The organism is Flavobacterium sp. GQ95, assembly GCF_059758655.1.
The window spans coordinates 69,204-94,030 of record NZ_JCAXEB010000013.1 but is presented as its reverse complement, the minus strand read 5'-3'; the positions used below and the strand labels follow the sequence as shown (position 1 = coordinate 94,030).

24 protein-coding genes are annotated in these 24,827 nt (G+C 35.5%); 12 read left to right on the top strand and 12 right to left on the bottom strand.

The features are described 5' to 3' along the window. Nucleotides 1-16: 16 nt before the first annotated feature. The 9 genes from tnpA (at nucleotide 17) to AC6CH4_RS21385 (ending at nucleotide 11,588) form a co-directional block, all read left to right on the top strand. Entirely contained in the window at nucleotides 17-451 is a 435-nt protein-coding gene (gene tnpA / locus AC6CH4_RS21425) for an IS200/IS605 family transposase (protein ID WP_498106597.1), read from the top strand. Between the two features lie 597 nt (nucleotides 452-1,048). Next, nucleotides 1,049-2,290, top strand: a complete 1,242-nt coding sequence (locus AC6CH4_RS21420; protein ID WP_498106595.1) for a peptidase U32 family protein — start codon at nucleotides 1,049-1,051, stop codon at nucleotides 2,288-2,290. Further along, nucleotides 2,290-2,520, top strand: coding sequence for a ferredoxin (locus tag AC6CH4_RS21415; RefSeq protein WP_498106593.1), 231 nt, complete (start codon nucleotides 2,290-2,292; stop codon nucleotides 2,518-2,520). The genes AC6CH4_RS21420 and AC6CH4_RS21415 overlap by 1 nt, the downstream gene beginning before the upstream one ends. 174 nt (nucleotides 2,521-2,694) lie before the next feature. Then, entirely contained in the window at nucleotides 2,695-4,032 is a 1,338-nt protein-coding gene (locus AC6CH4_RS21410) for a PSP1 domain-containing protein (protein WP_498106591.1), read from the top strand. Next, the gene (locus AC6CH4_RS21405) at nucleotides 4,016-4,495 is read left to right on the top strand and encodes a gliding motility lipoprotein GldH (protein WP_498106589.1); all 480 of its coding nucleotides are present in this window, start codon (nucleotides 4,016-4,018) and stop codon (nucleotides 4,493-4,495) included. The genes AC6CH4_RS21410 and AC6CH4_RS21405 overlap by 17 nt, the downstream gene beginning before the upstream one ends. 13 nt (nucleotides 4,496-4,508) lie before the next feature. After that, nucleotides 4,509-6,815, top strand: coding sequence for a penicillin-binding protein 1A (locus AC6CH4_RS21400; RefSeq protein ID WP_498106587.1), 2,307 nt, complete (start codon nucleotides 4,509-4,511; stop codon nucleotides 6,813-6,815). Between the two features lie 169 nt (nucleotides 6,816-6,984). Next, nucleotides 6,985-7,686, top strand: coding sequence for a CoA transferase subunit A (locus AC6CH4_RS21395; RefSeq protein ID WP_498106585.1), 702 nt, complete (start codon nucleotides 6,985-6,987; stop codon nucleotides 7,684-7,686). A gap of 101 nt (nucleotides 7,687-7,787) precedes the next feature. Further along, nucleotides 7,788-8,441 carry a 3-oxoacid CoA-transferase subunit B gene (locus AC6CH4_RS21390; RefSeq protein ID WP_498106583.1) on the top strand — a complete coding sequence of 218 codons (654 nt, stop codon included), beginning with the start codon at nucleotides 7,788-7,790 and terminating at the stop codon, nucleotides 8,439-8,441. 366 nt (nucleotides 8,442-8,807) lie between these two features. After that, nucleotides 8,808-11,588 (top strand): M4 family metallopeptidase, encoded by a 2,781-nt coding sequence (locus tag AC6CH4_RS21385; protein ID WP_498106581.1) that lies wholly within the window; start codon nucleotides 8,808-8,810, stop codon nucleotides 11,586-11,588. A 69-nt stretch (nucleotides 11,589-11,657) separates the two neighbouring features. Here the strand turns inward: AC6CH4_RS21385 and AC6CH4_RS21380 are convergent, their stop codons facing one another. Then, nucleotides 11,658-12,185 carry a DUF6646 family protein gene (locus AC6CH4_RS21380; protein ID WP_498106579.1) on the bottom strand — a complete coding sequence of 176 codons (528 nt, stop codon included), beginning with the start codon at nucleotides 12,183-12,185 and terminating at the stop codon, nucleotides 11,658-11,660. A gap of 49 nt (nucleotides 12,186-12,234) precedes the next feature. Then, the gene (locus AC6CH4_RS21375) at nucleotides 12,235-12,969 is read right to left on the bottom strand and encodes a metallophosphoesterase family protein (RefSeq protein ID WP_498106577.1); all 735 of its coding nucleotides are present in this window, start codon (nucleotides 12,967-12,969) and stop codon (nucleotides 12,235-12,237) included. 136 nt (nucleotides 12,970-13,105) lie between these two features. Between AC6CH4_RS21375 and dinB the strand changes: the two genes are divergently transcribed. Then, nucleotides 13,106-14,188 (top strand): DNA polymerase IV, encoded by a 1,083-nt coding sequence (gene dinB, locus AC6CH4_RS21370; protein ID WP_498106575.1) that lies wholly within the window; start codon nucleotides 13,106-13,108, stop codon nucleotides 14,186-14,188. Between the two features lie 93 nt (nucleotides 14,189-14,281). Further along, entirely contained in the window at nucleotides 14,282-14,782 is a 501-nt protein-coding gene (locus tag AC6CH4_RS21365; RefSeq protein WP_498106573.1) for a PAS domain-containing protein, read from the top strand. Between the two features lie 138 nt (nucleotides 14,783-14,920). Here the strand turns inward: AC6CH4_RS21365 and AC6CH4_RS21360 are convergent, their stop codons facing one another. The 9 genes from AC6CH4_RS21360 to AC6CH4_RS21320 form a co-directional block, all read right to left on the bottom strand. Then, the gene (locus AC6CH4_RS21360) at nucleotides 14,921-16,525 is read right to left on the bottom strand and encodes a fumarate hydratase (protein ID WP_498106571.1); all 1,605 of its coding nucleotides are present in this window, start codon (nucleotides 16,523-16,525) and stop codon (nucleotides 14,921-14,923) included. A gap of 71 nt (nucleotides 16,526-16,596) precedes the next feature. Next, nucleotides 16,597-17,259: a hypothetical protein gene (locus tag AC6CH4_RS21355; protein WP_498106569.1), complete on the bottom strand. Its 663-nt coding sequence runs from the start codon at nucleotides 17,257-17,259 to the stop codon at nucleotides 16,597-16,599. Nucleotides 17,260-17,340: 81 nt separating this feature from the next. Then, on the bottom strand, nucleotides 17,341-18,780 hold the full coding sequence (locus AC6CH4_RS21350; RefSeq protein WP_498106567.1) for a nucleoside recognition domain-containing protein: 1,440 nt from the start codon (nucleotides 18,778-18,780) through the stop codon (nucleotides 17,341-17,343). A 112-nt stretch (nucleotides 18,781-18,892) separates the two neighbouring features. Next, the gene (locus AC6CH4_RS21345) at nucleotides 18,893-19,966 is read right to left on the bottom strand and encodes a winged helix DNA-binding domain-containing protein (protein WP_498106565.1); all 1,074 of its coding nucleotides are present in this window, start codon (nucleotides 19,964-19,966) and stop codon (nucleotides 18,893-18,895) included. 54 nt (nucleotides 19,967-20,020) lie between these two features. Then, nucleotides 20,021-20,734, bottom strand: coding sequence for a 3'-5' exonuclease (locus tag AC6CH4_RS21340; protein ID WP_498106563.1), 714 nt, complete (start codon nucleotides 20,732-20,734; stop codon nucleotides 20,021-20,023). A gap of 95 nt (nucleotides 20,735-20,829) precedes the next feature. Next, nucleotides 20,830-21,306: a methylated-DNA--[protein]-cysteine S-methyltransferase gene (locus AC6CH4_RS21335; protein ID WP_498106561.1), complete on the bottom strand. Its 477-nt coding sequence runs from the start codon at nucleotides 21,304-21,306 to the stop codon at nucleotides 20,830-20,832. 170 nt (nucleotides 21,307-21,476) lie between these two features. Further along, the gene (locus AC6CH4_RS21330) at nucleotides 21,477-22,289 is read right to left on the bottom strand and encodes a Rossmann-fold NAD(P)-binding domain-containing protein (protein ID WP_498106559.1); all 813 of its coding nucleotides are present in this window, start codon (nucleotides 22,287-22,289) and stop codon (nucleotides 21,477-21,479) included. 186 nt (nucleotides 22,290-22,475) lie between these two features. Next, nucleotides 22,476-22,925, bottom strand: coding sequence for a GNAT family N-acetyltransferase (locus AC6CH4_RS21325; protein WP_498106557.1), 450 nt, complete (start codon nucleotides 22,923-22,925; stop codon nucleotides 22,476-22,478). Continuing rightward, complete coding sequence (locus tag AC6CH4_RS21320; RefSeq protein WP_498106555.1) at nucleotides 22,910-23,812, bottom strand: LysR family transcriptional regulator; 903 nt, start codon at nucleotides 23,810-23,812, stop codon at nucleotides 22,910-22,912. Before AC6CH4_RS21320 ends, AC6CH4_RS21325 begins: the two co-directional genes overlap by 16 nt. 144 nt (nucleotides 23,813-23,956) lie before the next feature. Between AC6CH4_RS21320 and AC6CH4_RS21315 the strand changes: the two genes are divergently transcribed. Beyond that, nucleotides 23,957-24,352, top strand: coding sequence for a rhodanese-like domain-containing protein (locus AC6CH4_RS21315; RefSeq protein ID WP_498106553.1), 396 nt, complete (start codon nucleotides 23,957-23,959; stop codon nucleotides 24,350-24,352). Nucleotides 24,353-24,407: 55 nt separating this feature from the next. On the opposite strand, the gene AC6CH4_RS21310 is transcribed toward AC6CH4_RS21315, so the two are convergent. Beyond that, entirely contained in the window at nucleotides 24,408-24,827 is a 420-nt protein-coding gene (locus tag AC6CH4_RS21310) for an SRPBCC family protein (RefSeq protein WP_498106551.1), read from the bottom strand.

Genomic DNA, 24,827 nt, shown 5'->3' with positions numbered 1-24,827 from the left:
TTTATGCTAATTTATTATGTCACAATCTTTTACCAAATTATGGATTCATGCAATTTGGGCAACCAAAAATCGTCAGGAATTAATTGATTTTTCAATTGAGAAAAACTTGTATGATTTTATTCATGAGGAGTTAATAAAACTTGGATGTTCCGTTAGAATCATTAATGGAATGCCTGATCATGTGCATGTTTTATTTCTCCATAATCCACAAAAAACTATCTCAGACCTTCTAAAGCAAATAAAGGGAAGTTCTTCTCACTTTATAAATAGTGGAGAATTTATCCTTGAAAAATTTGCGTGGCAAGAAGGCTTTGCAGCTTATTCAGTCAGCGAATCTCAGCTAGATATTGTTTACAATTATATAAAAAATCAAAAGCAACATCATCTTAAGAAAAATGGCAAAGATGAATTTGACGAATTTGTAAAATTACATGGGTTGGGAAATAAATAAAATGCTTGACTCAATTTGCTTCCCCAAGGTTGAAACCTCGGGCTATATTGAAATTCTTTATATCTACAAATACCACAATCGTATGCAATATTTTCAACTGTTGGAAATAATGTAGACATAAATGTCCAAAAAAATGCCTTCCCAAGGTTGAAACCTTGGGCTATATTGAAATTCGTTATATCTACAATGCCACAACCTAGTCAATGGTTATAACCGTTGAAATATCAGGGAATTTATTCCAAAAGTTCCCAACAAACAATATATTCTCGAGTGTAAACCTTGGACTAAATTGAGAATTATTATAATCATTGCTGAAAACATAGCCCGAGGTTTCAACCTTGGGGACAATTATGAAGAGAAACTCGCTACAAGTAATACGTTACCAAGTTTAAACCTTGGACTAAAATTGAAAATTATTTATAATCATTGCTAAAAACATAGCCCGAGGTTTCAACCTTGGGGACAGTGTGGAGAGAAACTTACGACAAATAATACGTTCCCAAGGTTGAAACCTCGGGCTATATTGGAAATCGGACATAAAACTAATGCTAAACCCTTACCAATGATTTTAATCATTGGGAAAAAATATCAATAAAAATGAAAATTAATAGCAAAATTGAACTCATGGCTCCCGCAGGGAGCTTCGAGTCGCTTCAGGCTGCGCTCGATAATGGCGCAAATTCTATCTATTTCGGAGTAGAACAACTCAACATGCGTGCGAGATCGACGGTAAATTTCACAATGGATGATTTACCTGAAATTGCCAATCGTTGTGAAGCCAAAAATGTTAGAAGTTATTTGACGCTGAACACAATTATTTACGATCATGATTTATCTGTTGTAAAAACACTTTTAAACAAAGCCAAAGAAGCCAACATCACGGCGGTTATTGCTTCTGATCAAGCTGTAATTGCCATGGCAAGGAATATTTCGATGGAAGTTCATATTTCGACCCAGCTGAACGTAACGAACATCGAAACCATAAAATTCTATAGTTTATTTGCTGATACCATGGTTTTAAGCCGGGAATTAAGCTTACGCCAAGTAAAGAAAATTACCGATCAAATAGCAAAAGAACAAATTAAAGGCCCAGGCGGAAATTTAGTTGAAATCGAAATTTTTGGACACGGTGCCTTGTGTATGGCGGTTTCCGGAAAGTGTTATTTGAGTCTGCATTCGCATAATTCATCGGCAAATCGCGGGGCTTGCAAACAAAATTGCCGTAAAAAATATACTGTTATTGATCAGGAAACGGGATTTGAAATTGAATTGGACAACGAATATATGATGTCGCCAAAAGATTTATGTACGCTCGATTTTCTGGATCAGGTAATCGATTCCGGAATTCAGGTTTTGAAAATCGAAGGACGTGGACGTGCACCTGAATATGTCGCAACAGTAATCAAAACCTATCGTGAAGCAATTGACGCTTATTACGACAAAACCTTCTCCAGAGAAAAAATCAAAATTTGGATGGAAGCTTTGAATACCATTTACAATCGCGGTTTTTGGTCAGGCTATTATCTGGGTCAGGAATTAGGGGAATGGAGTGCTATTCCGGGATCTGCTGCCACTCAAAAGAAAGTGTATGTTGGAAAGGGAACACATTATTTTCCAAAAGCAGAAGTGGGACAATTCAAAATTGAAGCGTATGATATTAAAATCGGAGATAAAATTTTGGTTACCGGCCCAAGTACAGGCGCTCAGGAAATGATTATTAATGAAATGTTTGTGGATGATATTGCAGCTGAAAAAGCGACAAAAGGCGATGACTGTACATTTAAATTGCCTTTCCGAATCAGAATGTCTGATAAATTATATAAAATTGTAGAAGCGTAATGGTGATTATAACTTTACAGAGAGACAAATGCATCGGTTGTAATTATTGTGTGGAAATGGATCCGACACATTTTCAAATGTCAAAAAAAGATGGAAAATCGGTTTTAATTCATTCTCAAAATGCAAAGGGGTTTCATACGCTAAAATCTCCAAATCACACTATAGCTGAAAGTTGTGAGTTGGCGGCAAAGGCATGTCCGGTTAAGATTATTACGGTTAAAGAAACTTAAAAATTTTGATTTAAAATGTTTTTTAAAATCCTATTTTGCAGAATGTGAAATAGGCTTTTTTATTTAACAAGCATTTAGTTTTAATGCATAAAAAGCAAACTAAAAAAAATACTATCTTTACCGATTAAACGTTTATGAACTTAAGTTGCTTTTTGCAACACTACATATATAATTATGGCATGTACAAGTTGTTCAACTTCAGATGGTGGCGCACCAAAGGGTTGTAAAAATAATGGGACTTGCGGCACCGATAGCTGCAATAAATTAACGGTTTTTGATTGGCTCGCGAACATGAGTCCGTCTAATGGAGAGGCTATTTTTGATTGTGTTGAGGTTCGTTTTAAAAACGGCCGCAAGGAATTTTTTAGAAATTCAGAGAAATTAACTTTAAGTATTGGTGATATTGTAGCGACTGTTGCATCACCAGGGCATGATATTGGAATTGTTACTTTGACAGGCGAATTGGTAAAAATTCAAATGAAGAAAAAAGGTGTAAACCATGAAAGTAACGAAGTGCCAAAAATTTACAGAAAAGCATCTCAAAAAGACATCGATATTTGGTCTGTTGCACGTGATCGCGAGGAGCCAATGAAGGTTCGTGCGCGTGAATTAGCGATTCAGCATAAATTGGAAATGAAAATTTCTGATATTGAATTTCAGGGAGACGGATCAAAAGCGACGTTTTATTACACCGCAAATGACAGAGTCGATTTTAGACTTTTGATTAAAGATTTTGCTAAAGAATTCAGCACAAGAGTCGAAATGAAACAAGTGGGTTTCCGTCAGGAAGCAGCGCGTTTAGGCGGAATTGGTTCTTGCGGACGTGAACTTTGCTGCTCGACCTGGTTAACTGATTTTAGAAGTGTAAATACTTCAGCAGCACGTTACCAACAGCTTTCTCTAAATCCTCAAAAATTAGCCGGACAATGCGGTAAATTGAAGTGTTGCTTAAATTATGAGCTTGACACTTACATGGATGCGTTGAAAGATTTTCCGGATTATGATACTAAATTAGTAACCGAAAAAGGAGATGCAATCTGTCAAAAACAAGATATTTTTAAAGGTTTGATGTGGTTTGCTTATACCAATAATTTTGCAAACTGGCATGTTTTGAAAATTGATCAGGTAAAAGAAATTATTGCCGAAAATAAACAGAAAAACAAAGTGTCTTCATTGGAAGATTTTGCAATCGAAATTGTTTCAGAGCCTGAAAAAGACTTTAACAATGCAATGGGTCAGGAGAGTTTAACCCGTTTTGATCAGCCGAAGAAAAAGAAAAAACCAAATCGCAAACGCAAACCAAATGCGGAAGGCGCGGTAGTAACTGCTCCAGCACCAAATAAGCCTCAACAAGGAAATAACAATAATAAACCGGCTGGCGGAAATCCGAATAAATCGAATAAGCCGCACAACAAACCAAATCAATCGAATAAGCCAAATAATTCGAATGAAAACAAGTCGGCTGAACCTAGAAAACCTATAATTATTACTAAAAATGAGAATAAAAAATAGCGGAATTCTTCTTTTGGCAGCGATACTTCTTTTTTCATGTGATAAAAAAAGAGTATTTGACGAGTACAAATCTGTTGGCAGTGCCTGGCATAAAGACAGCGTTGTTACTTTTGATTTACCTGTTTTAGATTCCACCAAAAAATACAATTTATTTGTAAATTTGAGAGACAATAACGATTATCCGTTCAACAATTTGTTTTTAATTGTTGCTCTTGAAATGCCGAATGGTTTTACAAAAGTCGATACGTTAGAATATCAAATGGCAAATCCGGACGGGACTTTATTAGGAAACGGTTTTACAGATATTAAAGAAAGTAAACTGTATTATAAAGATGGCGTTAAATTTAGAGGAAAATATAAAGTACACATCAAACAAGCGGTGAGACAATCTGGAAAAATTCCAGGTGTTCAGGAGTTAGATGGTATTACAGATGTAGGTTTTAGAATAGAACAAAAAGATTAGAAAATAGTTATTTATGGCCACCAAAAAAAACAATCAACCTAATAGTAATAAAGATATTAACTATTATAAAAAGAAATTCTGGAGAGTTTTTGCTTATACTTTGCTTGGAATTTTAGCTTTCTTTTTATTTGCCTCTTGGGGATTATTCGGTTCCATGCCTTCTTTTGAAGATTTAGAAAATCCGGATTCTAACCTGGCTACTGAAATTATTTCTTCTGATGGAGTTGTACTTGGTAAATACTTTAAAACCAACAGATCACAGCTTAAATATTCGGATTTACCAAAAAATTTGGTTGAAGCCTTAGTTGCTACTGAAGATGCTCGTTTTTACGAACATTCAGGAATTGACGGGCGAGGAACTTTAAGAGCTGTTTTTACTTTAGGAACCAATGGTGGAGCGAGTACATTAACGCAGCAATTAGCAAAACAATTATTCCACGGTGAAGGATCAAAATTCCTTCCTTTCAGAATTGTACAAAAAATAAAAGAATGGATTATTGCCATTCGTCTGGAAAGACAATATACCAAAAATGAAATCCTGGCAATGTACTGCAATGTTTATGATTTCGGGAATTATTCCGTTGGTGTAAGTTCAGCAGCGCAAACTTATTTTTCAAAAAGTCCAAAGGATTTGACGATGGATGAATCGGCTATTTTAGTCGGAATGTTCAAGAACTCAGGTTTATATAATCCGGTTCGTAATCCACAAGGCGTAAAAAATCGTCGTAATGTGGTATTAGGGCAAATGGAAAAAGCCAAAATGATCACTACCGCCGAGAAGGAAAGATTACAGGCCTTACCAATTAGCTTAAAATTCAAATTAGAAAGTCACCGTGAAGGAACGGCAACTTATTTCAGAGAATACCTTCGTGATTACATGAAAAAATGGGTTGCTGAAAATAAAAAACCCGACGGTTCTGATTATGATATCTACAAAGATGGATTGAAAATCTATACCACAATCGATTCGAGAATGCAGTCTTATGCTGAAGAAGCGGTTACTGAACATATGAAAAATTTACAACAACAATTTTTCATCGACCAGAAAAACAATAAAAATGCACCTTTCGTAAATATCACTCAGGCAGAAACGGATAAGCTTATGATGCAGGCTATGAAAAATTCTACGCGTTGGGCTATCATGAAAGATATGGATAAAAGCGAAGATGATATCATTGCGTCATTCAAAGTAAAAACGCAAATGCGTATTTTTACATGGAAAGGGGAACGCGATACCATTATGACTCCGTTGGATTCTATTCGTTATTATAAACACTTTTTGCAATCTGGTTTAATGGCAATGGAGCCTCAAACCGGAAATATCAAAGCATGGGTAGGTGGTATCAATTACAAATATTTCCAATACGATCACGTTGGACAGGGAGCAAGACAAGTTGGTTCAACTTTTAAACCATTTGTTTATGCAACAGCTATCGAACAATTGAATATGTCTCCTTGTGATTCTATTTTAGATGGTCCGTTTGTGATTCGCAAAGGGCGTCACCACGTAACAGAAGATTGGGAGCCAAGAAACTCAAACCATACCTACCGTGGGATGGTGACTTTAAAACAAGCTTTAGCCGGTTCCATTAATACCGTTTCAGCAAAATTAATTGACAGAACAGGTCCTGAAGCTGTTGTTGAATTAACACAAAAATTAGGCGTTAAAACTGAAATTCCGGTACAGCCGTCAATTGCTCTAGGAGCTGTTGATATCACGGTTGAAGATATGGTTGCCGCTTACAGTACGTTTGCCAACCAGGGAGTATATGTAAAACCACAGTTTTTAAGCCGAATTGAGAATAAAAGTGGAGAGGTTATTTACGAACCAATTCCGGAATCGCATGATGTATTAAATAAAGATATTGCTTTTGCAGTTATTAAATTACTGGAAGGAGTTACTGAAACCGGTTCTGGGGCGCGTTTGCGTACAGAAGGCGGAGGAAGTGGAGATAACCGCTGGACAGGATATCCATATATGTTCAGAAACCCGATTGCAGGTAAAACAGGAACAACACAAAACCAGTCGGATGGTTGGTTTATGGGAATGGTTCCAAACTTAGTCACCGGAGTTTGGGTTGGATGTGAAGATCGTTCAGCACGTTTTAAAAGTTTGACTTATGGTCAGGGAGCTACAGCAGCATTACCGGTTTGGGCTTATTTCATGAAACTTTGCTATAAAGATGAAAATCTTCAGATTTCTAAATCAGAATTTGAGCGTCCGGCAAATCTTTCTATTAAAGTAGATTGCTACAGCAGACCAGCAGTTGTAAAAGATACTACACAAACAGAACAAAATACAGACGAATTCGAATTGTAGTTTAGATTCTCTTTTAAATAATAAATATCCTTTTGTGGCTTCTGAAATTCAGAAGAATACAAAAGGATATTTTTTTGAATTATGGCGACTTTATTTTTACGAAATCGTTATAATTTAATCTAAAAATCTTATTTTTATCAAAAATATACCGCAATAAAGACAGTTTGTTATGATTACAAAAAAAGTAAATAACGTTCAGGATGCCATTGAAGGAATCAAAAGCAGCATGACTATCATGTTTGGAGGTTTCGGATTATGCGGAATTCCTGAGAATACAATTGCAGCCTTGGTAAACACCACAATTTCAGATTTAACTTGTATTTCAAATAATGCAGGGGTCGATGATTTTGGTTTGGGATTGCTTTTGCAGAAGAAACAAATTAAAAAAATGATTTCATCTTATGTTGGTGAAAATGCAGAGTTCGAACGCCAGATGCTTTCAGGAGAATTAGAAGTGGAACTGACTCCCCAAGGAACTTTGGCAGAACGTTGTCGTGCAGCACAAGCCGGAATCCCGGCCTTCTTTACACCTGCAGGTTATGGAACCGAAGTTGCCGAAGGAAAAGAAGTTCGTGAATTCAACGGTAAAATGCACATCATGGAACAAGCCTTCAAAGCTGATTTTGCCATTGTAAAAGCATGGAAAGGTGATGAAGCCGGAAATCTTATCTTCAAAGGAACTGCCAGAAACTTCAATGCCTGTATGGCGGGTGCTGCAAAAATAACCATTGCTGAGGTTGAAGAATTAGTTCCCGTTGGCACTTTAGATCCAAATCAAATACACATTCCGGGAATTATGGTGCAACGCATTTTTCAGGGAGAGAAATTTGAGAAAAGAATTGAACAACGAACTGTAAGACAGAGGAATTAGATAATTAGTCAATTAGATAATTACCTAGATTGCGTAAAGGGAACTATTATCTAATTATCACATTTTCTAATTGGCACATTTAATAAAGACACATTCAATTTATGTTAACAAAAGAAGATATTGCAAAACGTATTGCAAAAGAAGTAAAAGACCGATATTTCGTTAATCTTGGAATCGGTATTCCGACTTTGGTGGCGAATTATGTTAGGGAAGATATTGCAGTTGAATTTCAAAGTGAAAACGGAGTTCTCGGAATGGGACCTTTTCCGTTTGCCGGAGAAGAAGACGCTGATATTATCAACGCAGGAAAACAAACGATTACAACGCTTCCGGGAGCAAGTTTCTTTGATTCGGCGTTTAGTTTCGGAATGATTCGTAGTCAAAAAGTTGATTTAACCATTTTGGGTGCGATGGAAGTTTCAGAAAACGGAGATATCGCCAACTGGAAAATTCCCGGTAAAATGGTAAAAGGAATGGGAGGAGCAATGGATTTGGTGGCTTCCGCCGAAAATATCATCGTTGCTATGATGCACGTTAATAAAGCAGGAGAATCTAAAATATTAAAAAAATGTACTTTGCCATTAACAGGTGTAGGTTGCGTTAAAAAGGTTGTAACAGAATTGGCAGTTCTCGAAGTGACAAAAATGGGTTTTAAGCTCTTAGAACGAGCACCAGGAGTTTCTGTTGAGCATATCATTGCTTCAACAGAAGCTGATTTGATAATTGAAGGAGAAATTCCGGAAATGAATATTTAGTTCCTCTTTTTAAATTATATAAAAAATATAAGGCTAGCTTTTAAAGGCTAGCCTTTTTTGTTCTAATAAATATTGAGGCTAGAGTAATATTGGCTTTTCAATCAGAATCGAATTTGTAAGTGGTTTTTTGTGTAAAATGATGCTAACCAATGGTATAATTACTTTTTGTGCCTATTTAATGTAGGATTCGTACAATTTGTTAAATAAAAGTGAATTTCAAATAAAAAATGTTGTATTTTATCGATTAAAGGTAAAATTCATCGATTATATAACAAATTTAAAATACTTTTAACCAAAAATAAAGTATTTACTTACTTTAAGTATTTTATTTGTAATCCATTTAACTAAACTTTAACCAAACTTATTATGGAAAGAAAATTACCCGGAATTTTAGTGGCAACAACTGTTTTTCTTACGTTTTCACTCACTGTTTCCGCACAGCAAACAGACAAAAGAGTTAGTAAAAAAGATTTATCTGAAAATGGTTTGCCCAGTTTAATTACATTTAATGACAAGTCAACCTATAAGGGTTCGGATTCGCAAAAGGTTTTTAAAGAACAATTAGGTTTAAAAGACAGTCAGTCTTTTTCAAAGATTCGAGTAGAATCTGATAAAGAAGGTTTTACGCATGAAAAATTCCAATTGTATGAACAAGGAATTAAAGTGGAGTTTGCTAATTATACTTTACATTCAAAAGGCGGAAAATTAGTTTCGATGAATGGCGAGTTTTACGCTTTCGAAAATGTAAATACAACTCCAAAATTATCAAACCAGGCAGCTTTTGATAAAGCTATTGCTTATACTGGTGCAAAACAATATTTATGGGAAACCCCAGAAGATGCGGCTGCAATGGATTATGAAAAACCGACAGGGGAACTAGTTTTATTGCCATCTATGGAAGACCAGGGACAATTGAGAAAAAGCGATAAAGTACGATTGGCTTATAAATTTGATATTTATGCAACAAATCCTTTAAGTCGTGGTGACCTTTATATCGATGCTGAAACCGGAAAAGCATTATTTTATAACGCTACAATTAAACATCTTGGCGAACATAGTCATGGAGGATCAAATACTTTAGGAGCGAAAGAACAAAAAAACACAGCTTCAAAAATAGCGGTTGTGGCGGCTAACGCAGCAACTCGTTATAGTGGCACTCAAACTATTCAGACAAGTTTAAGCGGTTCCTCTTATATTTTATCAGATGTTACTCGTGGAAATGGAGTTCAAACTTACAATTCTGCAAGAACTGCAACATATCCAACAACAAATTTTACTGATGCAGATAATAACTGGACAGCGGCTGAATATAATAATACAAATAAAGACAATGGAGCACTTGATGCGCATTGGGGTGCTGAAATGACTTATGATTATTGGTCAGCAGTTCATGGCAGAAATAGTTATGATAATGCCGGAGCAAAAATCAAAAGCTATGTGCACTATAATTTAGTTGCTGCCGGATACCCAAATAATAACAATGCATTCTGGAACGGAAGTGTGATGACCTATGGAGACGGAACCGGAACTGGAGGTTTTGATATTTTAACTGCAATGGATGTTGCGGGACATGAAATAGGTCACGCAGTATGTACCTATACAGCGAATTTGGCCTACCAAAAAGAGTCCGGAGCAATGAATGAAGCTTTCTCAGATATTTGGGGAGCTTGTATTGAATATCGTGCGGCGCCAACAAAGTCAACCTGGTTGGTGGGTGAGGATATTGAAAGAAGAACGGGGCATTTAGCTTTACGTTCCATGAGTGATCCAAACTCTGAAGGTCAGCCAGACACTTATGCAGGGACTTATTGGGTCAATGTAAGTTGTACACCAACAAACAACAATGATTATTGTGGTGTTCATACAAATTCAGGCGTATTAAACCATTGGTTTTATATATTGTCGGTTGGTAAATCGGGAACAAACGACATCGGAAACGTGTATAATGTGACTGGAATTACAATTGATAAAGCAGCAAAAATTGCTTACCGTTTGGAAAGTGTTTATTTAACTGCAAATTCGACTTACGCAAATGCCAGAACTTCAGGCATACAATCGGCTATTGATTTATATGGTGCTGGTTCTGCTGAAGTTATTGCTACAACAAATGCATTTTATGCCGTTGGTGTAGGAGCAGCTTACTCGGGATCTACGGATACTGTTGCGCCTACAGCTCCAACAGCTCTTGCTGCTTCGGGCACGACAGGTACAACTACCAATTTAACATGGACTGCTTCTACAGATAATGTAGCAGTAACAGGATATGACATTTACCAAGGGACAACTTTAAAAGGCTCGTCTACAACGACAACTTATACAGTTACCGGACTAACTGCCTCAACGGTGTATACTTTTACGGTAAAAGCCAAAGATGCAGCAGGAAATGTTTCAGCAGCAAGCAACGCTATTAATGTTACGACTACTGCAACTACTGTAACATATTGTACATCTAAAGGAAATAATACAGCAGATGAAAGAATTGGTAAAGTAGTTTTTGGTACGATCAATAATACTTCTACCGGAACGGCGGGTTATGAAAATTATAGTGCTATTTCTACAAATGCAACAAGAGGAACAGCCTATACAATTACAATTACGCCAACCTGGACTTCTTCTGTTTACAGTGAGGGATATGCTGTTTTTATAGATTATAACCAAGATGGAGACTTTGCAGATTCTGGAGAAACAGCCTGGACAAAAGCTGCATCAACAACAACTCCGGTAACGGGTTCCATTACAATTCCATCAACTGCAATACTTGGAACAACGAAAGTAAGGGTTTCTATGAAGTACAATGGAATTCCAACATCTTGTGAATCTTTTTCTTATGGGCAAGTAGAAGATTATTCTATAAACATAACGGCTTCTGGTGCGGTAGCTGTAGAAGAAATAACAGCAGGACTAGTTGAAACTATTGAAACTTCAAGTTTTGCCTTATATCCTAATCCTGTTGAAAATGAATTAAATGTTTCTTTTTCAAACAGCAACGGATACTCTTATAAAATTTCAAATACAATAGGTCAGCAAGTTATTTCGGGAGAAATTTCTGGAAATGCTATCGATGTAAGCAAATTGACTACAGGATTTTATATCATCGAATTAAATAATGGTGAAAAAAGAATTGTTAAGAAATTCGTTAAGAGATAAAAATTGTAATTTTAGTAAAAATGAAAAGCCTCGCATTTGCGAGGCTTTTTTATGAAAATCTATAAAATTTTATAAATTAAAAGAAGCTCCTAAACTAAAAGTTGTTTGATTATTTAAATGATCAAAAACGTCATTGTTGTCACTATATTTAGCAATTGGAAATCCAATTTCTGTGAAAACACCAAATCCTTCAGTGAAAAAATAACGACCACCAACGTGACCGCCAAAATTATGTAATCCAAGACTTAAACCAGGATAAACGTCTAATTGCTCAACACCAATAACACTGCTCAAATTGGCGTTAATTCTTGCTTTTGCATCAAAACGATCTTGAAATTCTGGTTTTTCATCAGTGTATGGAGTTGGATTATTATGGTAAAAACCATTAAAATTATCAACTCCTAACAGGTAAGTTGAAACAAATCCGAAAGAGAAATTTTCTCCTAATCCAAAATCAACAGAACCCTGAATTCCTGAACCACCATTCTGAAGATTGGCACCAACGTTAACTTTAATGTCTCCTTTTCCTTTAAAAGCTTGTTGAGCCTGGGTTAAACCGAATGACACTAAAAATAAAAATGTAAAAACTTTTTTCATAAACTTAAATATTAATTATTTTGGGAATGCAAATTTAGTTTTTTACACATTAATTCCTACCTTTTTCATTAGAATACAATTCATTTAACGGATCACTTTGCCAAAATTCTTTTGTGTCAACATTCATAATGGTCAATGGGCCTTTGAAAGCTGCTCCTGTATCAACATTCCAGACACACGCCTTGTTAACCGGAACTGTTTGTCCGATTCGGGTAACAGGTGTATGGCCAATAAATATTTCCTTGTAAATAGTAAAGCGTTTAGGATAGTAGGGATCGTCCGGTTTGAGGTTCGGATCTAATGAAAGTGCCGTTTCCCAAAGCGTTCTGTCCCAATAAAATAACTTTGGAAAGTATTCCCATATCACTCCATTCAAATTGGTAAAACCGGCATGAACAAATAATCGATTTTGATCGTCATGGTAGTAATCCTGTAAAGATTCTAAGAAAACAATATGTTCTTTTTTTCTCTCTTCTGAAAGTTTGGCGTATCCTTCGACAGTAGCTTTACCACCGTGTTTATACCACATTTCTTCATCAAATTCTTCGTGCCTGTTTTCAAGCCAATCCAATGCAAGCTGATCGTGATTTCCTCTGATACAAATGCAGTTTTGTTTGCTTTTCAGGTCAATTAAATATTCAATTACCTCTGCTGACTGACTCCACCCATCAACATAATCACCTAAAAATATTAAAGTATCTTCTGCAGTAACTTCGGCTTTTTTCATCACTTGCTCAAGCGCGAGTAATCCTCCGTGTATGTCGCCTATAACAAATGTTCGCATTTTATTAAATTTCGTGTAGTATACAAAAATAAAGAAAATGATTTGTTTGCGATCATTTAGTTGATAATCTTTGAATGAGTTTATTTTTATGAGTTTTTGCATCTCATTTTCATGCTTTCCTATTTAAATTTGTAGCATGTCTGAAGTACCTACATATCGTAAAATTATCCATATTGATATGGATGCTTTTTATGCCTCGGTAGAGCAAATGGATAATCCTGCTTTACGTGGAAAACCAGTTGCTGTGGGTGGTTCAGAGAATAGAGGAGTGGTTTCGGCTGCAAGTTACGAAGCCCGTAAATTTGGCGTTCGAAGTGCTATAAGTGGAGTTTTAGCTAAAAAATATTGTCCTGAGATCATTTTTGTACGTCCAAGATTTGATCGGTACAAAGAAATTTCCAGTAAAATTCATAAAATCTTTCACGAATATACCGATTTGGTAGAACCGCTTTCGCTCGACGAAGCCTATCTTGATGTAACGCAGAATAAAAAGGGAAATCCAAGTGCGAGTTTATTGGCGCAGGAAATTCGGATGAGAATTCTGAATGAGGTCGGATTGACCGCTTCAGCAGGAATTTCGGTTAATAAATTTGTGGCGAAAATAGCAAGTGATATCAATAAACCAAACGGACAGAAAACCGTAAATCCGGATGAGATTTTGTCTTTTCTGGAAGAGTTGCCTATCCGGAAGTTTTATGGTGTCGGAAAAGTAACTACAGAAAAAATGTACCAACTGGGAATTTTTACCGGAGCCGATTTAAAAACCAAATCTGAAGAATTTCTGGAAAAACATTTCGGAAAATCCGGCGCTTTTTATTATAAAGTAGTTCGCGGAATTCATAATAGCGAAGTGAAATCATATCGGGTAACAAAATCTGTAGCGGCAGAACATACTTTTGATGTGAATTTATCTTCGGAAATATTTATGTTAGAACAGTTGGAGAGAATTGCGATTTCATTAGAAAAGCGATTAAAAAAACACAATATTTCAGGAAAAACAGTAACACTTAAAATTAAATACAGCGATTTTACACAACAAACAAGAAGTAAAACACTTGCCTATTTTATTTCTGACAAGAGTTTAATTCTTGAAACTGTTGAAGAACTTTTGTATCAGGAAAAAATGAAAGATTCTGTTCGGCTGCTCGGAATCTCCTTAAGTAATTTAAACACTGAAGAAAAGAAAGCTGTGGTTGTTCAGCTAAAATTTGCTTTTTAATGATTCATTATTGCTAAAATCTTAAAATCTATCTTTTACGATGAATTTTCTTTCTATCTTTACTCCAAGACCATTTTTCAAATCACATTCAAAATGAAAAATTCTAAAGAAAATGAAGCCCTACAATGGAATTCTGCTCCTGTTTTAGCCTGGGATTTTCATTATGAATATCTGAACGAATTGAAAGCAATATTTGCTGATTTGAAAAAAGTAAAAAAGATTTCAAATCGATTTTCCTGGGATGATAATAAGCTTGAAATAGAAAATCGAATTTTAGATGAAGTAATTTTAGTTACCGATTCAAATTTGAAAATCGTTTTTGCCTCAAACGGAATCAAAAAAATGACAGGCTATACAGAAAGCGAAATCATTGGAAAAACCCCAAAGATGTTTCAGGGGCCAAAAACGTCTGAAATTGCCTTAAAAGAGATCAGAATGGCAATTCAGTCACAAGTTCCGTTTGAAAAAACAATTGAGAACTATAAAAAAGATGGTAAAACCTATAAGTGCAAAATAAACAGCGTGCCCATTTTTAATGTAAAAGGAGAATTGTCGCATTTTATAGCTTTTGAAAGTGTAGATAAAAGCGCTTGAGATTTAACCGCAAAGATCGCTAAGGTCTACGCAAGGTTCGCAAAGTTTTTTTGTAAAGATGAAATAAATAAATATAAAAAAAACCGCCCAGATAGGCGGTTTTTTTGTCTTAGAACCTTAGCATCTTAGTACCTTAAATTATAGATTCTCAAAGAAATCATTTCCTTTATCATCCGTAATGATAAATGCAGGAAAATCTTTAACAGTGATTTTGCGAACAGCTTCCATTCCTAATTCTTCAAAGTCAACAACTTCAACTTTTAAGATGTTGTCCTGAGCTAAAATCGCAGCCGGGCCTCCAATAGAACCTAAATAGAAGCCACCGTATTTATGACAGGCATCCGTAACTTGTTTGGTACGATTTCCTTTTGCAAGCATAATCATACTTCCGCCGTGTTTTTGGAATTCATCCACATAAACGTCCATACGTCCTGCTGTTGTTGGTCCAAAACTTCCAGACGCCATTCCTTCCGGAGTTTTGGCAGGACCTGCGTAATAAACAGGATGATTTTTGAAATATTCCGGCATTGGTTGACCAGCTTCCAACATTTCCATAATTTTTGCGTGTGCGATATCACGGGCGACAATTACGGTTCCGTTTAATTTTAAACGTGTTTTTATTGGATATTGAGATAGTTTTGCCAACATATCTTTCATTGGCATATTCAAATCAATTTCAACCGGAGCTTCTAAATGTGGAGCCGTTTCCGGTAAAAATTGCTTTGGATTTACTTCTAATTGTTCTACATAAATACCATCTTTTGTAATTTTTCCTTTGATGTTTCGATCCGCAGAACAGGAAACTCCCAATCCAACCGGACAAGAAGCAGCGTGGCGAGGCAAACGGATTACACGAACATCATGCGTGAAATATTTTCCTCCAAACTGAGCGCCAATAGCACTTTCCTGGCAAATTTGCTGTACTTTTTGTTCCCATTCATGATCGCGGAAAGCCTGACCTGACATGTTTCCTGTAGTTGGTAAATTGTCGTAATATCCGGCAGATGCTTTTTTAACGGCACTTAAGTTCGCTTCCGCAGAAGTTCCGCCAATAACCAAAGCTAAATGGTATGGAGGACAAGCCGAAGTTCCTAAATCTTTGATTTTTGCACGAACAAAAGCATCCATCGATTTTTCATTCAACAGAGATTTAGTCTGCTGATATAAATAAGTTTTATTAGCAGATCCACCACCTTTTGCCATGAATAAAAATTCGTATGAATTTCCCTTTTTTGCATAAATATCAATCTGCGCCGGAAGATTCGAACCTGAATTCTTTTCTTCAAACATCGAAATCGGAACAATTTGAGAATAACGTAAGTTACGTTTTTGGTATGTATTGAAAATTCCTCTGCTTAACCATTCAGCGTCATCAACGCCAGTAAAAATGCTTTCGCCTTTTTTTGCCATTACAATTGCAGTTCCGGTATCCTGACAGCTTGGTAACTGACCTTCGGCAGCAACTGAAGCATTTTGCAGTAAATTGTAAGCAACAAAACGATCATTGTCTGTAGCTTCAGGATCGTCAAGAATTTTTCTTAATTTTTGTAGATGTGTCGTTCTCAACATGAACGAAACATCGGTTAAAGCTTCTTCCGCTAATAATTCTAATCCTTTTGGATCAACAGTCAGAACTTCACGTTCTCCAAATTTTTCAACTTTTACAAAATCAGAAGTAATTTTGCGATATTGTGTGTCATCCTTTAAAATAGGGTAAGGGTCTTGGTATATAAAATCAATCATTTCTTTGTTTTTGACAAAGTTAAAAATTATTTACCTAAGAAAGAATTTGAATTAGAGCTGTTTTATTGTTTTTATTTGAACGTAACGATCTTTAGTTTCTTTTTTTTATACAATTCTGCTAATGCCATTTTTTCTCTGTTTAAATAAAAAAAACCGTTTTCATATTTAACCTCAGGTTTAATCAGAAAATGATAATTATCACGATCGTTTAAAACGGTCAAATTTTCAAAATTGAGCTCAATGACTTCAACATATTTTATAATGTTAAGTTTTAAGGCTTCTTCAATATTTATTGGATTTTCCTCGTATCTTAAACAGTATTTGTCTCCTTCGCCCGGCATTCCAAACCAAGGTATCGCTTTTGCGGAGACTAATTCAATATAATCTGGAAATTGATCAAAAATAAAAGGCTTCCTTTCATAACTTTCAAAAAATTCAGGTAAAGATTTCCTATCAAAAGGTTCATCATCCGTCCAGAAAAACACACCTTGATTCTGCCAGGAAGGATCATATTGGTCTTTTTTGGTATTAATGTCTGAATAATGCATGTATAAATCGCGTGGCAAAAAAGTCAGGATTGAATCATTGATCAGCCAATCAATTTTGTCGGGATCGAATTCTTTAGTTTCTGGTTCTTCTACTGGATTATTTTCAGCAAGTTGTACTTCTTCGAAGAATGGTTTTTCTTCTATAGTTTCAATCTCCTTTTTTTTATTGAAAAATCTTTTGAACATATTTTTTTAATCTTTTACATAATTAATCTGCCAATTCTTATTTAGAACTGGACTGAAGTCCAGTTTAGAATGAATCAGTTTTTAAAAAAACCAGCTCGCCACAAAAATCGCTGTAATTACACAAATTACATCAACTAAAAGCATTGTGCCCAAAGCGTAACGGGTATTTTTGATGTTTACAGAACCAAAGTAAACCGCAATCACATAAAAAGTACTTTCAGCACTACATTGGAAAATACTACTCAATCTTCCGGTTAAGGAATCGGCACCAAAAGTATTCATCGAGTCAATCAAAAATCCTCTTGATCCGGCAGAGCTAAAAGGTCTTAGCATCGCAACCGGCAAGGCATCCGTAATTTGTTTGTTTACTCCCATATTTGAGAAAATAAAGGCAATCCACTCACTAATAATTTCGAATAAACCGCTGTTTCTAAATAATGAAATAGCCACCAGCATTCCTAAAACATAAGGGAAAATTGTAACTCCGGTTTTAACTCCGTTATTTGCTCCTACTACAAAAGCATCAAAAACCGTAGTTTCTGCTTCTTTAAATTTCTTTTCATGGATAAATGAAAAAATCAGTGTAAAACCTATTATGAAAAGTAAAATCAATGCCGATAGATTTGTGGTAAAAAAGTTTTTCCCTATTAAATCCAAATGGTTTACGTACATCAATAACCCAATGATGGCAGCAATTAAAACCATTAGACCAATAACAAGAGAGGCACTTTTGAAATTGATTTTTTGTTTGATTCCGACAATTAAAAAAGCGGCAATCGTACCAATAAACGAGGTAATAATACACGGAAGCATGACATCTGCAGGATTGCTCGCACCTGCTGCAGCGCGGTAGCCAATAATAGAAGTTGCAATTAAGGTTAGACCCGAAGCGTGAAGACACATAAACATAATTTGCGCGTCACTGGCTCTGTCTTTATCTGGATTTATTTCTTGTAAACTTTCCATTGCTTTAAGGCCAAACGGAGTTGCAGCCGAATCTAATCCCAAGAAATTGGCAGCAAAGTTTAACGTCATATACGAGATAGAAGGGTGATTTTTTGGAATACTTGGAAACACTTTTACAAAGACCGGACTTAGGGCTTTAGCTAATTTTCCAGATGCTCCGGAGATAATTAAAAGTTCCATTAATCCGCAGAAAAAGGCCAAATAGGCTATAAGCGGTAAAATTAAATCAAGTAAAGTGGTTTTGCAGGTTGGCAATAAGCCATCAGATTTTTGAAGACCGCTGAAAATTTTTACCGTTTTGTTTTTATAAACGTAAGTTGTGTCAGGATTTAATGTATCACGATTGATAATCATGGTCTGTTCCGGCGCTTTTTTGATACTGTCTTTGATGAAGGCAGGAAGTTGTTCAGCGTATTTTTCTGAAACCAGAATTGGATCGTCTTTTTTCCCATTCAAAACATAGTCAATGGTATAAGTATTCGCAGTAAATAAACTGATCATAATAAAAATGATCGACGAAATAAAAATAGTTAACCAAAATCTACTTAATACCATAACGCTGTTTTTTTTGTAAATGTAATTATTTAGCAATAAAAATGCACAAAGAATTTAGTGTCGAAAGGAGAAGAATTTATCAAAAATGATATTGTTTTAGTGAAAATTCAATTTATTCAATAACAATTTTGGTACCCAGATAATTTTCAAAAGATTTAATACCCTCAAACAGAATTGCTTTTTTATGAGTTTCCGTTTCATTAAAAAATTGCGTTTCTATTTTGGCATGATCTTTTTTGATAGTTCTTTTCCATGTTCCAATGACCTTGCTGTTTTCGAGAATAATCGGTTTAAAAATGCCATTATTGGTAAAAGTTTTCGATTGATGTTCGAGTAAAATGGAAGCTTCTCTGGTTTTATACGAGATTAAAATTTCATCAAATGCAGGAAGAAAATGTACGCTTTCGCGGAAGTTGTTTTTGTCAGATGAATCAGTTTTAAACCAATATATTTGGTCATTAATTTCAACTGAATTTAATTGCAACTCAATTGCATTAAAGATGTTTTTGCAAGTTGTAGGAGGGAAACCAGACCACCACGAAAAGTCAAGAAGCGTGGCAGGGCCGTGGCTTTCTAAATATTTGAGGGCTAGTTTTGCAAGACCTTCTTCTTTGGTTAATTTGGATTTTGGTTTTGAAACCCGCTCTTCGAGTAAAGCATAAGTGATTTGTTTTCCTTTCATTCTTCCGTTACAAACCAAACCGTCCAATTCGGCATTCATCATAATGGCGGCACTCAAAAAATCTTCATTGGAAGTTTTTTTGATGCCGAGCTCCTGCATGATTTCGTCACGCGTCAAATGATTGTTTCCGGAAAGTAGTTTTTCGATTTTAGAATTGGTCTGATCCAGTTTTTTGGCATCGTAACCATATTTTTTACCGGCAGAAGCTGTAAATCTTTTTACCTGAGGAGCCGAAACATCCAACATCCAATAAATATCATCAGCGGAAACAAAATGCCAGGTTGGTCGAAGAATATGAGTTCGGATGATTTCTGCTGAATTTATAACTTCTTCGATCTCTTTTTCAGTAGCATTACATCGGGAACCAATCGCCCATTTGGCCATCGAATAATCTTGGGCTTGCATGGCGCCTAAATGCTTTACAATTTCCTGAGGAGAAATTGGACTTGTTTTGTATAACTTTTGTGAAACAAGACGATGATGTGAAATTTCATGATATGTCATTTTCTAAAAGATTTAAGCTTTGTAACTCTGTGCCTTTGCAACTTTGTACCCCGATCAAACATGAATAATTTCCTCATCAATTAACAAATCTTCCCTACGCAAACGCAGGAAAATCTGCGCAACCGCAATTGTATCTTTTTCACAATACGTTACAATTCGGTCAATGTCTTTCTCGACATAAAAAACATGGGCAACCTGACTGCCGTCGATATCGCCTTTTGGAGACGGAACTCCCAGAATTTTAGTTAGTAATTTTAAGGAAGTGAAATGTTTGTAATCACCAAATTTCCATAACTCTAAAGTATCTAAATGCGGAATTTCCCAAGGTTTTTTGCCGAATAGATTCAGTTTGTCGGGAATCGCAATTTGATTGATAATCATTCTTCTGGCAATAAACGGAATATCGAATTCCTTCGCATTATGTCCACATAAAAGATGATACGGTTGATTAAAATGATTGCTCAGTAAATTATTAAAATCTTTCAGGATTTTCTTTTCGTCTCCAAAGAAGGAAGTCACTCTAAAATTTCGAATATCGCCCTTGATCGTAAAATACCCAACCGAGATACAAATGATTTTTCCAAATTCAGCCCAAATTCCTGCACGATCATAAAATTCTTCGGGAGTGAATTCGTCTTTACGCTGATATTGCGTTTTATGATCCCAAAGCGATTGCATTTCCGCATCAAGCGAATTAAAATTCTCTTCTTCCGGAACGGTTTCTATATCGAGAAATAAGATGTTGTTGAGGTTTACTTTTTCAATCATTATTTTTTGGGACTTCTTAGCTATTAGATTATAAGACTTCTTAGATTTATAAAAGTACAAAAAAATGATTTTACCTAAGAATTAACTTATGTTTTTTAAAACAAGCTCTGTTGAGTTGAAGGGTTTTCGTGTTCGAGCAGCCATTTCTTGCGGGACAAACCTCCGGCGTAACCGGTTAAAGATCCATTTGTGCCAATAACGCGATGACAGGGAATCACAATCCAAAGCGGATTTTTTCCATTGGCCGATGCAACTGCACGAATCGCTTTTATATCGCCCAGTTTTTTGGTTTGATCCATGTAACTTATGGTTTTTCCGTATGGAATTTCCAATAACGCTTTCCAAACTTTTTGCTGAAATTCTGTTCCTTGCGGATTTAATTTCAGATCAAAATCAGTTCTTTTGCCTTCGAAGTATTCTTCAAGTTGAGAAACAGCTTCTTTTAAAACTTTCGGAATCTTCTTTGAAACTTCATTTGAGCCAACATCGGAAACGGAGATTACTGCAATACCATTATCGTCTCCAATGATTTTGGTGATTCCTAAAGGTGAGTTGATATAAACTGTTTCCATAAATTTTTAACCGTAAAGGCGCTAGGGTTTACGCAAAGTTCGCAAAGTTTTTTGTTTTCACCATATAAGTTATGTAAGTAAATTTAAGCCTCGCTGGTATTGGAAGATCATAAAAGCTTTGTGTAAAGTTTCTAAGCTTTCTCTAAATGAACTTATATCACTAAAATGGTTTAATATTCATCCAATTTGAATTGGTATTTTAAAGTGTTTTCAATTTTCTCGCTTGAAATTATCTTTTTAATATTCGATTTTTCAGAACTGAATTTCGGCAAAACCAAATTTTGCTCTTTTGCTTTTTGTGTGTAATACGCTGAACGCGATGGATGGAAAGGCGCTACGGCATTGAACACTTCATCCCATTTTGACTGACGAATTATTTCTTCGATGATTCCAATACAATCATTTTGATGAATTAAATTCACAGGTGCATCTGGATTTTCGAGGTTTTCTTTTCCGGCTAAAAACTTTACAGGATGGCGATCTTCGCCAATCAATCCGCCAAAGCGTAGAATTGTGGTTTGGAAATTTTGGTTTTTTTGTAGAATTGCTTCCGCTAAAAGCAATTGTTTACCACTTTCCGTTTCTGGATTTGGGTTTGTTTCTTCTGTAATCAAATCATTTTGATCTCTATAAATAGACGTTGAGCTCACAAAAAGTACTTTTTTGATCGTCGATTTCTCTATAAAAGGAATCAAAGTTTCGATTTTATCAACAAAAATCTTTCGGGAAGAATCCGTATTTGCTCGTAATTTAGGTGGAATATCAATAATTAGAATTTCACTTTCGGTTAAAAAATCATTTATAGTTTCTGAAATACTTTCGCTTTCAAGCATAACTAAAAACGGACTTATTCCGGCATCTTTCAAAATAGAGAGTTTACTTTCAGAAGTTGTAGATCCGTTGACCGAATTCCCTTTTTCGATTAATTTTTTCGCCAGTGGCAAACCGAGCCAGCCACAGCCTAAAATAGTTATTTTCTTCATTGTCTTGATAAGGTGCAAAGGTTCAGAGAGGCAAAGGTACAAAGGTTATTCACAATCTTGTCATCCTGAGGAACGAAGGATCACACAAGATATTCCACATGCTAAATTGCCAATCTTTGTCGAGTTTCGAGTGTGATCCTTCGTTCCTCAGGATGACAAAATGGAGAAAAACTTTGCGTTTTTTTATTACAAATCCAGAAAAAAGCAAATTTTGTCTTTTCCTTTTGCGCCAATTCTGTTGTAGAATTTTATAGCCCTTTCATTGAATTGAGGCGTGCGCCATTGCATGCTGACGCAGTTTTTGGCTTTTCCGATTTCCTTTAATTTATTGATTATAACTTCTCCAATGCCAAAATTTCTGGCTTCTTCTTCTAAAAACAGACAATCCATGTAAATGAAATCGCCAGCACTCCAGGTAGAATATGTAAAATTATACGAGGCGTAACCTACAATGTCATTTTCAGTCGCAACAACTAAACAAAATAATTTAGGATTTTCACTGAATAAAGCGCCTTTTAAACCTTCTTCTTTTCCTTTCGGATCATAATCCGCTTTTTCAAATTCGGTATGTTTTTGGCATAAAATGACTAATTTTGGTAAATCGGCTATTTCGCAGTTTCTTATTGTATATTCCATTGCAGGTTGATTTCGGTTTGTAAAAAGGTAATAAAATGATGAAAATATGCCGGATATTCCTGATTGTCCCGAATCGCGATAAAATGCTTTCTTTTTAAGCCGTTCTTTCCAATTTTGATGGCTTTGATCGGATTGTTTTTTAAATGGGGCAACAAAGCCCATTTTGCCATTGACATAACGCCCATATCCGCTTTCACCATTTCCAGACAAGCTTCTGTTAAAGGCAAGGCTGTAATTTTCTTCGGAGTCACTTTGGCTGGGGCCAAAAGAAACTGATGAATCGTAACGGTTTCCATCGGAAGGGAATGAATCAAAAGATGTTCGTTGACAAAATCTTCGGCAACAACGTATTTTTTATTTGACCAGGCATGATTTTCAGAAACCACCATTACAACTTCGTCCTGAACAAGTTCCAGATATTTAATGTTATTGTCATTGATCTGATCGCTTATAATCGCAATATCAATCGTGTTTTCTAATAATTTTTGTAATGGAATATGTGTCGCTTCAGTGACAATTTTCAATTCCACATTTGGATAAAGCAAATGAAATTGTTTCATTACCGAAGGAAGCCAGTGATAACTCGAGAAACACTCGGTACTAATTCGGATTTCGCCATATTCACCAAATACCATTTGTTTAATCTGAGTTTGGGTTTGTGAAAGTTTATCCAGAATTTCATTAGCCAATTCGTAGATTTTTTCGCCGGCTTTCGTCAAAACCAGTTTTTTATTTGTTCTCAAAAAAATGGCTGTTCCCAATTGATATTCAGCTTCTTTCAATTGATGGCTCAAGGCTGATTGTGTCAAATGAAGTTTATCTATCGCTTTGGTGATGCTTCCTTCTTCGACAATCGCTTTTATCAATCTTAAGTGACGTATTTCCATTTTTAGAGAATTTGAATACAAAGGAACAAAATTTTAGAATGGCTTTTTCATGAAAAAAAGTAATGCAGTTGATGAATTTTTTTCGTTTTTATAGTATGTAATGTTCATCTACTTTTGAAAAAACAAAATCATAAAACTGAAAAAATGGAAGCACAAATTAAACATTATGAAAACAAATTGGCCTTCGAAATGGATTCTTCGGATTTGTTTGATGCCTTGAATAATGGAGAAAAAGTAGTTGTTATTGATTCCCGAAAAGCATTTGGGTACGAAGGTGAGCATATTCCGACAGCGATTAATATTCCGCATCGCGAAATGACTATAGAAAGTACTCAACATTTAGATAAAGAAGTTTTGTATGTAACGTATTGCGACGGAATTGGCTGCAACGCTTCGACAAGAGGTGCACTCAATATGACAAAATTAGGTTTTAAAGTAAAAGAATTACTTGGCGGAATAGAGTGGTGGAAGTTTGATGGATATGCCACTGAAGGGACAAACGGAGTAAAAGCAGGATTGAAAATAGAATGTGCCTGCTAAAGAAAAAGCCAGTTTTAATTTAAAACTGGCTTTTCTATATTTTAAAAACGCAATGTTACGCTTCAATTATTGCTTTTAATCCTTGAAGAATAGGGTTTTCTTCACCTTGAGGTTCTTCCTGAACAGCGCCAGACCGATTATCTTCCTGAATAATTTCGAGTTTGGTTTTTTGATTTTCTTCAGACAAAACATAACTCATAATGAAATAGTTTTCGGGCTTATCTTCTAATCCTGGTCTTGGGAAAAACAAAGAATATTTGATTTTTTGATTTGGTATAACTTCTAATATAGTTCCCCATTGTTCAAAAACCTGACCTTCCCATTCATTCCTGAATCTGATTTCGCTACCAACTTTCCAGTCTGTAATTAAATCGCTCCCGTATTGCCATTGTTTAACTAATTCGGGTTGTGTTAAGGTATTCCATACTTTTTCGACTGGGGCATTCAGTACTATTGTAGAAATATTTGCTGCCAT